Here is a 14,028-nt window from a genome sequence, read left to right on the forward strand (position 1 = left end):
ACGAGGCCAGGCGACACGCAGGGCAATCCGGTATGAACGCTCAACCTATGCCTTTGAAACCCGATAACGGTCAATCCAACGAAAATGGGTCTTCCAGCTTCACGAGCCACGCTTTCAATTGATCTTCCAGCGCTTTGGCTTCGCCTTCCTGAGGCGCGGACGTGAACGTTCGCGGATTCAACTGGTAAGGATCCGTCTCGTTATCGTACAGCAGCCTTGCCGCTGAAGCGGCGCCGAAGTTTTTTTGCGCGACATAGGTGTATCGCTCCGTACGGATTCCTCTCCAGCCGTATGCGTTAATGTTGTGGCCCTGTTCCCCGGCCTTGCGGTGCTCCTCGATCCCTCCGGGATAGTGGCAGATGAACGCGGATGAAGGTCTGCGAGCTTGCGCTTCCAATTCCTTTCCGCAAAAAATCGGCGAAAAGTCCGTTCCCTGCATCCGTCTCCGTACCTCGTCGGGTACGTCTGCATTCATCAGCCCGAGCAGCGTCGGAACGATATCCGCACTGTTAAACAGGATAAGCTCCGTTCCATTTTTTACTCGTCCAGGGTAGCGGATCAAAAATGGTACGGCGATCGATTCTTCATACCAGATGTTTTTATGCTCCATCCATCCGTGGGAACCCATCATTTCGCCGTGGTCCGAAGTCAGCACGACAATCGTATCTTCGCTAAGCCCTTCCTGCTCCAATGCTTCCAGCAGTCGGCCGAACTGATCGTCCGTCGCGGTCACGGCGGCGAAATAATCCTGCTGATGCCGCTCCGCCTGCGCGATGCCTTCCCCTTTCACATTCGGACGGAGCGTTAGCGGCCGGTCGGCGTACATCGCTTTGTAGTGCTCAGGCACCTGCTCGAACGGCTGATGCGGCGGATTCCAGGAAACGAACAGGCAGAACGGCTTATCGCGGTCCCTGCCTCGGATAAAGTCGATCGCAACATCCGTCTCGTGCTCTGTCGACCATCGATTCGGCTCGATCATTTCCTGCGTATCTCGCCAGTAATGCGGGCTCATATGCTTGTCGAATGCATTGTAAGCGTACCAGAAGTCGAAGCCGAACCGGCGCGGACCGGGCGGAATATAAGCGTCCCAATGTTTCGCGCCGGACGCCGGCTCAGCTTCGAACGATTGTTCCGGCAGGTCCAAATGCCATTTGCCGATATATCCGGTCTGGTATCCTTCCTGCTTCAGCAGGTTGCCGATCGTAAGCTCATCGTCGCCCAGCTTGACGGGGAGTCCCAGCTTGCAGTTGGTCGTCACGCCGGTGGATAACGGGTAGCGGCCCGTCAGCATAACGGAACGGTTCGGCGAACAAAGCGGAAAACAGCTGATCGCGTGATCCAGCGAAAGGCTTTCGCAGGCAAACCGGTCGATATTCGGCGTCGCCACTTCGTCTTCGTTGCGGAACCCTACCGCCTGTTTTCTCCATTGATCGGGAAACACAAATAACAAATTCGGTTTTTTTGTACGCATGTCAACATCCCCTCTTCACAAATACTGCCAGTCTCGCGTTCTGACCAGGGCAATCTCGATCGGCGCGGCATCCTTGCAAAGGAAAGTAAGCAGCGTCCGTTCATCGTCGTGACGGCTTACGCTCACACGGGCACCGTCGGTCGTTTCCGCGAGCTCCCACGTTCCCCGCAAAGTAAGGTCATCCGGTGCGGCCGGCTTTCCGCATGAACCCATGACCGCGAGTAGACGCTTACTTCTTTTTGAATGCCGCACTCGTCATATTGGTCGGCCTCTATGCCGTCATATAGCCGCAAATCGGGATCCAAGGCGCTTAAGATCAGCCGATCGTCTTCCGCTTCCGGTCATGCACCCCCTTTTTGTCTAAAGATGAGCATCGTTTGGGTTCATTGTAACGTGACATCCGTTTCCCAAGAAGATGAATGTTTTATTCCCCCTCCCCATGCACCCAGCTCTTTGAAACTAGGGAAAGCCCGGTTTCCGCATGGGAAACTCTCGTTTACACGATGGTACACGGTGATTTTTCACCCCTGCTCTAGCGCCCGCAGGCGCGCTACTACAATGATGTACTGTAGCTTTTACTTTGCAATTTGTAGTTATTTGAAAAAATTCAACTGTAAGGAAAGCGTGAAAAGACCGTCCGGGATTGTCGGACGGTCCATTAGAGTGTAAACCCATGCGTATGTGCGTGAGAAGGAATGGGGATGGGATTCCAATCGCTTTTGAAATCGTATGTTTGGAATGGAATGATTAGCGGTATACATACGATTTCAAAGGTTGGCTGCATACCCAAGCAGTCACCGTAGGTGACGACCAGGGCGACCGCTGCCGCTTTTCCACCCCATACCCATTCCTCTTGTTGCATCTGACTGGCTGATACTTCTCCTTGCCTATAGCGTATATGCTCATCATTTGTGCCGTGACCTCAGGCTGCAGTCCGTACTGCATGCCCCGCGTTTCCGCCCGGCACACTGCTTTATCCGACGGGTCACCAATACCCTTTGATCCCACACTCGATCCGAAGCAGTGCCTCCAAATAGTAATAATCGCCCCAGATCATGTAATCGTCCGGTGCATTGTTTCCTCTCACGCTGTACGATCCGTGAAGAAGCAGCCCTTCCGCCTCCGGCTGCCCGATCGTAGCGTACCGTTCCGTGAGCGATCTCAGCGATCGTTCCAGTCCGAGCCGCAGCCATTCCCGGTCGGGATCGCCGTCCGGCTGCTGCTCAAGCAGCTCCAGAAGCCCGGCGCATACGATCGCGGAAGCCGAACTATCACGGTACGTTCCCGCCTGCACCGGCACGTCAAAGTCCCAATAAGCCACATGATCTTCCGGCAAATGCGTCAAGAAATAACGGGCCATCCGCTTAGACGTGTCTAAGAACTGCACATTTCCGGTATACCTGTAGGACAATGCAAACCCGTAAACGCCCCATGCTTGCCCACGGGTCCAGGTCGAACCTTGGCGGTAGCCTTGCGCCGTCGCTCCGCCGATCGGTTCGCCGGTTTCCTGATCGAAATAAAACGTATGATAGCTGGAGTCGTCGCCGCGAACGAGGTACCGTCTGCTCAATTCTGCCTGAGCGGCGGCAATGTCCGCGAAACGCGCTTCCCCGGTCGTCTGTGAAGCCCAATACAATAGCGGCAAGTTCATCAGGCAGTCGATGATGATCCGGCCGCCTTGCTCCGGACATCCGAGCGGTCCCCACGCTTGAATGTACCCGCCTTGCTCGCGCCAACGGCCGCATAATTTCTTTGCCGCTTGCACCGTCAACTGCTTGGCGGCTTCGTCGTTTTCGATCATCCACTGGGCTTTCGATGATAACGTATAGAGGAAGCCGATATCATGATGCTCGATCGCGTCGTTTCGGATGAGCCGCTGCTTAAAACTTTCGACCGTTCTTCCCGCCGCATCCCGGAATACCGAATCTTTCGTATACTCGTAGGACAGCCATAACATGCCGGACCAAAAGCCGGACGTCCATTCGTTGTTCGGATTCAAATATCCGCTGTAGCTGCCTTGCTGTCCGACGTGAGGAAAGCCGTCCCCGAACTTCAGCATATTGCGGCGCACCTTCTCCACCGCGTCGTCTATCGCCTGTTTCCACATGATTATTTCTCTCCTCCGACTTTATCCTTTTACCGCACCGGCGGCGATCCCTTCGACAAAATGATCCTGAGCCAAAAAGTAGATGACGATGGTCGGCACGATGGCGGACACCGCAGCGGCCATCAACGGACCGTATTCCGTCGCATGCTCCGATTGGAAATGCTGCATGCCGAGCTGCAGCGTAAATAAATCGTCCGAGTTCAAATAAATGAGCGGCCCGAGAAAATCATTCCAGGCATGCATGAAAGTAAAGATCGTCAAGCTCGCGATCGCCGGACGCGTCAAGGGCAAAATAACGCGGCAATAAATGCCGAATTCGCTCAGCCCGTCAATGCGCGCCGCCTCCGACAGCTCCTCCGGAATCGACATGAAAAACTGCCGGAACAAAAATACGCCAAAGGGGCTAAAGGCACCCAGCATGATGAGCGCCCAGTGGGAATCGATCAGCCCAAGCTGCTTCATCAGCAAAAACTGCGGAATCATCATCACCTGGAACGGAATCATCATCGTCGCCACGTACATAAAAAACAGTTTGTCCCGTTCCGGAAAACGGACTTTGGCGAATGCGTACGCAGCCATCGAGCAAGTAACGATTTGCAGCACGGTGGTCGACACCGCAATTTTGATCGTGTTCAAATAGTAAGAAAAAAACGGAAGCTTTACCCATACTTTCTCGTAATTCGACCAATAAAACGCGCTCGGAATCCAGCGGATCGGAAAGCTGAACACTTCCGCCTCCGATTTGAGCGACGCCGAAATCATCCACACGAAAGGCAATACCATCGATAAGGAGACGACGATGAGAACGGCGTACAATAATGTGCTTCGGACCCATGACGACAGTCGGAACGGCTTCGGAGCGGCATATGCTTCTGCCCGCGAATGGGTCAACTTCATTTCAATTCCTCCCTGTACTCCGCTTAGGAATAATTGACCCAGCGGCTTTGTCCCTTAAACTGAACGAATGTAATGACGGCAATGATGGCGAACAGGACGTAGGCCATAGCCGAAGCATAGCCGTATTCGTACCTTTGGAAAGCGGTATAGTAAATATCGTAAACCAACATATGTGTCGATCGTCCAGGTCCGCCTTTGGTCAGCACGTAGACGAGGTCAAACACTTTGAATGAATTGATGATGCCGATAATGACCGTAAAAAAGATGACCGGCGACAGCATCGGAAGTGTAACGTTGCGAAATTGGGATACTTTCCCCGCCCCGTCGATTTCCGCCGCTTCGTACAAATCTTTCGGTATGCCCTGCAAGCCCGCCAAATAAAGCACCATGTAGTATCCGATGGAGTGCCAGATGCTTACGATAATGACGGACAATAACGCCCAATCGCCGGATGCGAGCCATGCGGGCGGATGTTCCACGCCTATTGTTCGAAGGAAGCCGTTGATCGGACCCATTGTCGGGTTGTACAGCAGCTGCCAAACGACAGCCACGGCAATCGTCGCGGTAATATGGGGCAAAAAGATCGCGGTGCGGAACAGCTTGATGCCGCGAATGCCTTTATTGAGCGCGACGGCCGCAAGAATGGCGAGCAGCAGCGTAGCGGGTACGGAAACGACGGTCATGATCAAGCTGTTGAGCAGCGAGATGCGAAACGTATCGTCCCCCCATAGCCGGGTATAATTATCGAATCCGGTAAAGTTGACATTGCCGAAGCCGTTCCAATCGGTAAAGCTCATGAGGAACGAGGCAATTACGGGAAAACAAATAAACACGAGAAAACCGATCATATTAGGCAGCAAAAAAAGATAGCCGGTTATTCTGCTGCGGTTGATTGCATTTTTATGAGGCCGGGTCAAAAGTCTCACTCCTGTCTTGACGGCCGAGCTTCACCATATTGAAAGTGAGGCTCGGCCCGGGCTTAAAGCGTTATTTCTTGGAGGTCTTGAATTCTTTTTCGTACTTGTCCGCCCATTCCTTCTGAACCCTCGCGCCGATTTTCTGGATCGCCTGTTCGGCCGTTTGTCCGCCGGTTAAAGCGATCTCGCCCTCTTGCTTGTAAATATTGTTGAGCACAATATTTTTCACGCCTGGCAGCAGCGGATACTCGGGATATTCTTTCTGTTCGACGAAATAACGAATGTTTTTCGGTTTCATGCTTCCGTCGCCTACATAAGCTTTCCGGATCTCGTCATTGCTGTACCCGGTCAGAAACCCTTTGGAAGCGAATATTTTCGCTCCTTTGGCGCCTGTCATATATTCCAGCACCTTGAACGCTTCCTCTTTGTGCTTGGAATTTTTGTTCACCATGAGAGATACAGGCGTCGCAAGACTTGTATTGGCCGGAACGCCCGAAGGATGCGGCACCGGAACGACGTCCCAATCGAAATTGATCTTTTTCTCTTCCTCCGCCTGTCTGAGCTGGGCCACATGCCAGTCGCCGATCAGGTTCATCGCCACATTGCCTTTTTGAAAAGCGGAATTGTAGTGGGCCGACGTCGAGATTTGCTCCGCCCAAGACATGATTGAGCCGTCCTTCTCCATGTCCATCCGAAACTGCAGCGCCTTCTTGAACGGCGTCAAATCTTTATCGATAATGGTGGAACCGCCCTGTACCGCCTGGATGTACCACGTTTGTGCCCACGGATGGAGGAACGCTCCGTATATTTTGTTCGCTCCTTCGCCTTTCGTCATTTTTTTGGCCAAATCCCGGAACTCGTCCCACGTCATGTCTGCTTTCGGATACGGCACCTTCGCTTGATCGAATAACGTTTTGTTGTAATAGAGCATCCAGTTCGACTTCCGGTAAGGAAGGCCGTACATCTTATCGTTCACCTTCAGACTGTCGTATAGCGGTCCGAAGCCGGAAACGTCGATTTTATTTTTTTTGATATAGTCGTCGAGCGGTTCCAAAATCCCGGTATCCAGGAACACGTCCATATTGCCGCCGATAATGTCGATATCTTCGCCGGAAGACAATTGAAGCCGTAGCTTGTCATAGTACTGCTGCTGCGGGATCGTCTCGATCTGGACATCGATGTTCGGGTTCTCTTTCTTGAACTCGTCATAGGCCAGCTTGAACGTATTCAAATCGTCCGACAGCACCGTCATCTTCAGCTTCACCGGCTTGCCTTCTCCGCCGCTTCCGGCTCCGTTCCCGCCTTGAGCGGACGGTTTCGAAGAAGAACAGCCCGCGGCTAGTCCCGCCACCAGGGCGCTCGCCAAGGTCAGGCTAACAAATTTATTCATTTTACATCCACCCTTTGGTTTTGTTATGATTTTTGTATGCGCTTCCCATGACGTTATTGTAAACCGGAATCCGAAATGCCGGGAGTTGAAAGTTTTATTCCCCCCGGACAGGACGAGTCCGGCCATTCTTCCCAGCTGAAGAGGTTCTCATCATGATTATTGTCACGCTTATCTTTTTGTCGGTCTCGGTTCTGGTCACTTACAACAAGCTGAACAGCACTTCTACGCGCTTCATGTACGGCATTATTGTCGGATGGGTTGTTTCCTTTGTCTCGTTTATTCTTTATTTGAGCAAATTTAACTATTATTACAACATCATTCATTCCGTATTCAATTTCAGCCCCGGCACGTGGAATTATCTTGTGCTGGCCAAGTTCAATCCGCTGCTGCTGATTCGGTTGCTGAACCTCGGCGTAATTCTGTTTTATTGCTCGCTGCTCGGCTTTGCCGTTTCGTTCACCCGCAGCCTCAAGCCGAGGACGCAGCGCCGGACATACGTTTTCCTTGCAACGCTCTTCGTTCTCATGCTGGTTCTTTACGATCCTGCGCTCCATATTGCCGTACAGAGCGAATCGCTTCGTTTCGCCTTGGAGCTGTCGGGTCACGCCCTTCATTTTGCAAAATATGCTATGTTGACCATAGCTTTTGGGCTGATGATGCATTATTACTTAAAATATCCGAACATCCGGTTTATTAAAAACATGACTTTGGTGCATACGCTCAGCTTGATTCCTGTCGCGCTCCTTCATGTACTGCTATTTTCATGGGCACCCAAAAATTTGGTCAAGGCCACCTATTTGGAAGGGTATTACAATTACTTACAGCCTTCGTTCGGCACGCACAAGCTCCTGCTGTCCATTATGCCCTATGTGGTGTATGCCGCGCTGACGTTTATGCTCGTTATTCTTTATAAGTATAACTCGATTGAGACATACCGCAGAAACCGCGATATTCAAATTAACAAGAGCATCGATACGGCGACACTCGGAACAAGAGCGTTCACCCATGCGCTGAAAAATCACTTGATCGCGATTCAATCGGAAGCCGGTTATTTGAAGGACCGGCATGCGGACGATCAGGAAACCGCCTACAGCCTGAACCTGATCCTGAAATCATGTGACGCGGCGATGAGCAGCATTGGCGAGGCGGCGGATAAATTAAAGCGAATTCAGCTCAATTTGCAAGTGCAGCCGCTCGATGCGCCTGTCCGGCAGGCGCTATCGTTGATCGAACCGCGCAAAGCAGCCGTCGACATCCGGTTTATGCCCGGACAAGCGCCGCCGATCGCCTATATCGATGTGCCGCATTTGAGCGAAGCGATATACAATTTGCTGAAAAATGCGATGGAATCGTTAGCGCAGCAAGATCAGGGGATCATTACGGTGGAAATTAAGCAGCAGAACGGCTGGGGGATGATCCGCATCTCGGATAACGGGTTGGGCGTCTCCGAGGAGCATCTGGACCAAATCTTCGATCCCTTCTTTACGACGAAAGCGTCCGTCAATAATTGGGGGATCGGCTTATCGTATTGCCATAAAATCGTGACCGGTCACGACGGGAAAATTCAAGTGGAAAGCAAGGCCGGTGCCGGCACGTCATTCATTATCTTTTTGCCTATCATTTGACGAGAGAAATCAGGGGGAATAAAACGTTCCCCTGTACATCAAGGGGGGTCCGTACATGACCGAACAAAAGATCCGCATTCTGATCGCCGACGATATGGAAGCGCACCGGAGAAGACTGGAGCGGGTCATCGCCCAGTCCGGGACGATGGAATGCGTCGCCGGAGCGGCATCAGGCTACGAAGCCGCGATGCAGGCGGCGATGCATCATCCAGATGTGATCCTGCTGGATATCGAAATGGAAAGCCAGTATGCGGGCATTGAAGCGGCTAAACAAATTAATGAGAAGCTGCCGCATATTAAAATTATCGTACTCACGGTGCACAAAGACGACAATTTTATTTTTGCCGCTTTTCAAACCGGCATTAATGACTATTTGTTAAAAACGGCCACTAATGAGGAAATTATCGAAGCCATCCGGTCCGCCTACCATAATCAATCTCCGATCCGCCCGATGATTGCCGAAAAAATACGCGAGGAGTTCGCCCGAGTGAAGCGGACGGAAAGCAGTCTGCTGTTCGTCATTCAGATCATCTCGGATTTGACGCCCAGCGAACTGCAAGTGCTGCGTCAGCTGTGCGAGGGAAAATCGAGGAAAACGATTGCCGAGGAACGCAGCGTTGAATACGAAACGATCAAAAAGCAGATCAACAGCATATTGAAAAAATTCAAGCTTCCCAGCATTTCGGACGTCATTCGCAGCGTCAATGAACTGCGGATTTTCGAGGCATTGAAAAAGCTGTAAAGCTGGAACGATGCTTAGAACTGAGCGTATGATGACGTTCCAGTAAAACAATCGCAAAAAAAGAAGCTTAAGGTGCAACCGATTGCAACCCGAAGCTTCTTTTTTTTGGCTTTGATGGATGCTCCACGACGGATCGATGTGCCCCTCCTGTACTTCGCTTACTGCGATATGTCCAGGGCCCATCGTCGTACTGTTACGTAAACGCCGTTTTTCCGCCGCCGTCCGGACCCGCCAGCCGCAATTGACCGCCTCCCCGGACCGGCTCCCGCACCCCGTCGCGCTCCGGATCGGCGTACCGGACAAACCACCGGTCCAGCTCCGCCTTCATCCGCGCGATCCGGTCCTGCTGCTCCGGCACGTCGATCAGATTCGTTCGCTCCCCCGGATCCTGGAGCAGGTCATACAGTTCATGCGGCCCATACGGGTACCGGTGAACATACTTCCACTCTCGACTTCGCACCATGCGCACCGGACCGTATTCATCGTAGATGAACACATGCTCCCGCTCCACCATCGGTTCGCCCAGCAGCAGCGGGGTGAAGCTGCCCCCAGGCAATCCACCCGGCATCGTATCCGGAATGCCTGTGTAATCCAGCAGCGTCGGCATCACATCGTAACCGCTCAGCATGGAAGAGCACACTTTTCCTTGGGGAATCGTCCCTGGGTGGCTGAAGATCGCAGGCACTTTGACCGACGTGTCGTACATGTTTTGCGGAAACGTACCGTTTCCCTTTCCCCAAAACCCGTGATGACCGCAATTGAAGCCGTTATCCCCCATGAACACAAGGAGCGTTTGCTCCCTCAACCCTTTCGCCTCCAGCCTGTCGATCAACCGGCCGATCTGCAAGTCCATTGCCGTGACTGCGGCGAAATACCCTTTTAAATTTTCGCGCCATTTGTTTCCCCACGGTGCATTCGGAATCGCCCACGGATGGGACGGTCCTTGAGGGCAGCTATCGAACGGGCAGTCTTCATACAAGGCGACGATATCCTCCGGATGCTGGCCAATCCACGGACTGTGCGGCGCCGTATAATGTACGCTAAGATAGAACGGGGCTTGTCCTGTCTGCCTGTCGATAAACGCCAGCGCATCCTCTGTAATGACTTCCGTTACGTATCCTTTTTCCTTCACGGGTTTTCCGTCCCGTATCATCGGAGCGTCATAGTACGGGCTTCCTCCCGATTGATGAACGAACCAATGCGTGAAGCCTTTTTGCGGCGTCAAGCTATCGCCCAAATGCCATTTGCCGCTAATCCCGCAGACGTATCCGTTTGCTGCGAGCAGCTCCGTGTACGCAGTCTGGCCGTCCAGGTAAGGGATCGCTCCCTCCCCCATATTTCCCTCCTTGATCCAGTCGTGCACCCCATGCTGCGAAGGGATTCGGCCGGTTAGCAAGGAGGCTCGGGCCGGCGAACAAACCGGAGACGTGCAAAAAAAGTTATCAAACCGTGTGCCGGTAGCGGCAAGCCGGTCCAAATTCGGCGTACGGATCTCAGGGTTGCCTGCGCATCCCATCGCCCATGACCCTTGGTCGTCGGAAAGAATAAACACGATATTCGGTTGATTCACGTTGGCTTCTCCTCTCTTCTTTGGTAGCGTAGTATTTTGGTTTCAGGCGGTTCCCCCAAGATCAGGTTCTTGATTTCATCGCACAGCTGTTTTCCTTCGATGCTTCTATCCGGAGAGGCCGGGTTTCATATATTCAAATGACTCGAACCGTGTCGCCTTTGTTGATCCGCCCTTCCCGCTCCACGGAACAAACAATGCCTCTCGATTTCTTGGCGGCAGCTACAAATTTGCGATGAAGTCCGGGTTGATCATGCATGCTTTCGATTACTTTACCTGGCCCCACGCAAGGCAAGTTCTCCCCTTCGCATATAAGGCCCGTGCCGTCCGGAAAAAGCAGCCGGGTGCCTGCCGCGAGCTCCGTCAAGCTCTCCAGCCCGCTCACCATCAGGTTCGCGCCGAGCCATTCCGGCTTAATGACCGGTAGTCCCATTAGTCCGGCGATCCGCGCGCACTCCTCCCGAGAGACGATGCTGATTTGTCGCCGGTTCGCGATCATCGTTCCCCGAGGGTATATGTTTTGCCGCGAATCCGCCGGACGGAGAATTCCGTAATGACGGTCGTTCGGGATACCTCCAATCTCCACTTGAACGCTGAATACCTCGCGAGTGACGAACGTCGTCGGGTCGTCTGCGAGCAATACACAATCAACTACGATCTTAGAATCGTTCAATGCATGTCCTCCTCCATTTCACTAGCTTGCATCGTGCTGACTATCGTTTCAAAAGCGCTGTTAAGCGTTTGCAGCTCGCTATCCGAGAGCGGCGCGGCAAAGTACCACCAAGGAACAATCGCTGAGCCTCATGGCCCTGCATACACTTTCTTCATATTCTTCGTATAAAGCTCGACCACGTTGCCTTCCGTGTCTTTGAAATAAAGATTGCTTGCTTCCGGGTTCTCCTTTGAAAAAACGAGGAAATCGACATTCAACGATTTTAACGTAGCAATGGTATCTTCAAATAATTCCGGCTTGATATATAAAGCAAAATGAACATGGATGCCGCCTTCATCGTACAATCCATTTTTCCATTGGCTGACTGGAGATTGCTTGATGGCGATTTGCTCTTCAGAAAAATTTCTTGGCAGCCATAAACCGAGCCGCGTATTCCCGCCGATGTATAACCATGTTGCCCAAATCATCCCTTTGCCGCACGTGTCAAATTGGCCGTTGTTGTATCCCCATTGGTCTACTATCGGAAAACCCAGTTTTTCCGACCAGAAGTTGACGGCTCTTTCCATGGATTGAACTTGTAAGACTAGTTCCGAAACACCTTCAACCTGTAATTTCAAACCTATTCCCCCTGGATCTTATGGTAAGCGACTTCACTTCCGCAGCCTTCCCGCAGTTCGCTCAAGTCCAAAGTCTTGTTACAGCGGCCAACGTTTGATTTTCGAATTGCACCGTAGCAGGGCGAATCCGCATGCCTGACAAAATATACGGTCGTTGTCATCCAAACACACCATCCTTCCGTTTTTCAGTTTTACCGTCTACAGCCCAGCCTTCCACAGTTTACTTTGTCAATACGCGCATTAAAAAATCAACACTCGGCATACCATGCTCTTCCTGTCCTACTTCTTCCATAATAAGTGAATTTATGGTGTATATGTACCAAGACAATAGCTTCAAAGGGTCCCCTTCGGTAAATTCTCCAGCTTGCTGACCTTTTATAAAGACAGGGACCAAGCGAATAAGCAAACCGTCGACAGGATTTTGTTCCAGAATCTGCGCGGCCTCTATCGGGATAGCATCCGCCTTTCGTGCCCTCTGCATGAACATAAAAGCATACTTGTTGTTCTCGTCAAGCATATCTTCGGTAAATGCTTTGATTTGTTCAAATGGCGATCCGGGCAAGAATTGAACGTCCCCGGTCTCTTTCCTCGCTTCTTCCATCAACTCTTCGAAAAGAGTGGTGAAAAGTTCGTCTTTTGATTTGAAATAACGGAAAATCAACCCTTCGCTAATGCCGGCCTCCGCGGCGATCATGCTCGTTTTCGTTCCTGCATATCCGCGACGGGCGAATATTTTGAGCGCAGCTTGTTTGATCTGTTCTCTTCGTTCGTCGCGGATATCAATTAGTTGTTGTTTGTTTCGTGGCGACAATGAGCTTCAATCTCCGATCTTTGATAAATTATTCTCATTGTAACACGAAATCCCCAAATTTATCTCTACCGCGGCTATTTAGCCTTATCTGCTATGAGCGGGTATACCCGATTCAGGAGTTCCTCCAAAAATTGCTCGGATCGGGCAAAACACGCAAGGTGGCCGGCATTCCGGATTAAGACAAATTCTTTATAAGGAGCTTCAATCTTGTTGAAGTACGATTGAGCCAAATCCGTTGGCGTTACAATGTCTTTATCGCCATGAAAAACAAAGAAGGGTAGTTTAAAGCTGGTTCCAACCTTATTGAAGTCGAAAGTCAATAATTCTTCAAACAGGTGATCTAGAGAGAAACGCATTCCTTTAAAGAAATCGATGAGATCGCGCATTTTATGTTCCGGGGATGAGAGCATAGACGGCAAAATAAGATCCGTAATCATATTCGGTACATCTTGGACAGCTTTGACGATATATTGATTTCTTTTATCAAAATCTTTACGACTCCAGTTGGATCGATCCGGTCCCATTTTCTCTACCAACCGACTTCCCTTTGAATGACCCGAAACACGGAGAGCATCCAACGTCAGTTGGTACGCCAGAAGCTGAGGATCGGGAGCATTCTGATCCGTTCCAATATAAGCATGAAAAAGGTCCGGGCGCTGTTTGGCCATCATGATGCCGATCAGGCTCCCTACGGAACTGCCGATAAGAATCACTTTTGGATGATGGAGTTTATTTATCAGGTATTCTGTAAGTTCGATCCCGTCTTGAGAAAGGCGGTCAAAGCCGATGGGGCCGCATCCGTCTATACCATTCCGGGTATACGTCTTACCGGCACCACGCTGATCCCACTGTACAATTGTGAAATTTTTCTCCCAAGAACGCAACAACGGGCTGAAAATCGAGTATGTCGATGCAGGTCCGCCATGGATAAACAACAAAATTGGATTATGATGATCTTCCCCTCGGATCGTAACCCACTGGTCGATGCCTCCGATTTTTACGTACGTGCTCTCAACGATACAATTTGTTGTGTTGATCTGAAGTATCTTTGCGTTTTTGCGTTGATTTCGTTTGCGCAGTAATAAATCCGGCAGTATATTCGGTTTATTCAAGTATTTCACTCCTCTAATCGAGATCACATCAATGAGTGAGTTATTCACTCATTGTTAAACTAAACTATTTTCCGATTATTGTCAATCGCGAAAAACTTC

The 14,028-nt window shown here is 51.2% G+C and carries 13 protein-coding genes; 2 read left to right on the forward strand and 11 right to left on the reverse strand.

Annotated elements, in window-relative coordinates; all coding sequences use genetic code 11:
* Positions 1–70: 70 nt before the first annotated feature.
* From ACFQI7_RS14480 to ACFQI7_RS14505, 6 genes are all read right to left on the reverse strand, one after another.
* Positions 71–1,471 carry a sulfatase family protein gene (locus tag ACFQI7_RS14480; RefSeq protein WP_218097631.1) on the reverse strand — a complete coding sequence of 467 codons (1,401 nt, stop codon included), beginning with the start codon at positions 1,469–1,471 and terminating at the stop codon, positions 71–73.
* Positions 1,472–1,486: 15 nt separating this feature from the next.
* Entirely contained in the window at positions 1,487–1,642 is a 156-nt protein-coding gene (locus ACFQI7_RS14485; protein WP_218097632.1) for a hypothetical protein, read from the reverse strand.
* Positions 1,643–2,456: 814 nt separating this feature from the next.
* Positions 2,457–3,578, reverse strand: a complete 1,122-nt coding sequence (locus ACFQI7_RS14490; RefSeq protein WP_218097633.1) for a glycoside hydrolase family 88 protein — start codon at positions 3,576–3,578, stop codon at positions 2,457–2,459.
* Between the two features lie 21 nt (positions 3,579–3,599).
* Positions 3,600–4,475, reverse strand: a complete 876-nt coding sequence (locus ACFQI7_RS14495) for a carbohydrate ABC transporter permease (RefSeq protein ID WP_218097634.1) — start codon at positions 4,473–4,475, stop codon at positions 3,600–3,602.
* Between the two features lie 23 nt (positions 4,476–4,498).
* Positions 4,499–5,392: a carbohydrate ABC transporter permease gene (locus tag ACFQI7_RS14500; RefSeq protein WP_230414666.1), complete on the reverse strand. Its 894-nt coding sequence runs from the start codon at positions 5,390–5,392 to the stop codon at positions 4,499–4,501.
* Between the two features lie 70 nt (positions 5,393–5,462).
* Positions 5,463–6,782 (reverse strand): ABC transporter substrate-binding protein, encoded by a 1,320-nt coding sequence (locus ACFQI7_RS14505; protein ID WP_230414667.1) that lies wholly within the window; start codon positions 6,780–6,782, stop codon positions 5,463–5,465.
* 152 nt (positions 6,783–6,934) lie between these two features.
* On the opposite strand from ACFQI7_RS14505, the gene ACFQI7_RS14510 reads away from it, so the two are divergent.
* On the forward strand, positions 6,935–8,407 hold the full coding sequence (locus ACFQI7_RS14510) for a sensor histidine kinase (protein WP_218097635.1): 1,473 nt from the start codon (positions 6,935–6,937) through the stop codon (positions 8,405–8,407).
* A 55-nt stretch (positions 8,408–8,462) separates the two neighbouring features.
* Positions 8,463–9,149 (forward strand): response regulator transcription factor, encoded by a 687-nt coding sequence (locus ACFQI7_RS14515; RefSeq protein ID WP_218097636.1) that lies wholly within the window; start codon positions 8,463–8,465, stop codon positions 9,147–9,149.
* A 193-nt stretch (positions 9,150–9,342) separates the two neighbouring features.
* Here ACFQI7_RS14515 and ACFQI7_RS14520 read toward each other — a convergent pair whose 3' ends face one another.
* The 5 genes from ACFQI7_RS14520 to ACFQI7_RS14540 form a co-directional block, all read right to left on the reverse strand.
* Complete coding sequence (locus ACFQI7_RS14520) at positions 9,343–10,719, reverse strand: sulfatase-like hydrolase/transferase (protein ID WP_230414668.1); 1,377 nt, start codon at positions 10,717–10,719, stop codon at positions 9,343–9,345.
* 133 nt (positions 10,720–10,852) lie between these two features.
* Complete coding sequence (locus ACFQI7_RS14525) at positions 10,853–11,389, reverse strand: MOSC domain-containing protein (RefSeq protein WP_218097637.1); 537 nt, start codon at positions 11,387–11,389, stop codon at positions 10,853–10,855.
* Between the two features lie 128 nt (positions 11,390–11,517).
* Positions 11,518–12,006: a VOC family protein gene (locus ACFQI7_RS14530; RefSeq protein ID WP_230414669.1), complete on the reverse strand. Its 489-nt coding sequence runs from the start codon at positions 12,004–12,006 to the stop codon at positions 11,518–11,520.
* Positions 12,007–12,226: 220 nt separating this feature from the next.
* Positions 12,227–12,817 carry a TetR/AcrR family transcriptional regulator gene (locus ACFQI7_RS14535; protein ID WP_218097638.1) on the reverse strand — a complete coding sequence of 197 codons (591 nt, stop codon included), beginning with the start codon at positions 12,815–12,817 and terminating at the stop codon, positions 12,227–12,229.
* Positions 12,818–12,891: 74 nt separating this feature from the next.
* Positions 12,892–13,929, reverse strand: coding sequence for an alpha/beta fold hydrolase (locus ACFQI7_RS14540; RefSeq protein WP_218097639.1), 1,038 nt, complete (start codon positions 13,927–13,929; stop codon positions 12,892–12,894).
* Between the last annotated feature and the right edge of the window lie 99 nt (positions 13,930–14,028).

Origin of the sequence: Paenibacillus allorhizosphaerae, assembly GCF_042659105.1 — a bacterium.
In the GTDB taxonomy this organism is placed as follows: domain Bacteria; phylum Bacillota; class Bacilli; order Paenibacillales; family NBRC-103111; genus Paenibacillus_G; species Paenibacillus_G allorhizosphaerae.

Excerpts from the sequence above, each read along its gene's own strand:
- ACFQI7_RS14480 (WP_218097631.1), bottom strand. The coding sequence starts at position 1,471 with ATGCGTACAAAAAAACCGAATTTGTTATTTGTGTTTCCCGATCAATGG.
- ACFQI7_RS14515 (WP_218097636.1), top strand. The coding sequence starts at position 8,463 with ATGACCGAACAAAAGATCCGCATTCTGATCGCCGACGATATGGAAGCG.
- ACFQI7_RS14510 (WP_218097635.1), top strand. The coding sequence starts at position 6,935 with ATGATTATTGTCACGCTTATCTTTTTGTCGGTCTCGGTTCTGGTCACT.
- ACFQI7_RS14495 (WP_218097634.1), bottom strand. The coding sequence starts at position 4,475 with ATGAAGTTGACCCATTCGCGGGCAGAAGCATATGCCGCTCCGAAGCCG.
- ACFQI7_RS14505 (WP_230414667.1), bottom strand. The coding sequence starts at position 6,782 with ATGAATAAATTTGTTAGCCTGACCTTGGCGAGCGCCCTGGTGGCGGGA.
- ACFQI7_RS14490 (WP_218097633.1), bottom strand. The coding sequence starts at position 3,578 with ATGTGGAAACAGGCGATAGACGACGCGGTGGAGAAGGTGCGCCGCAAT.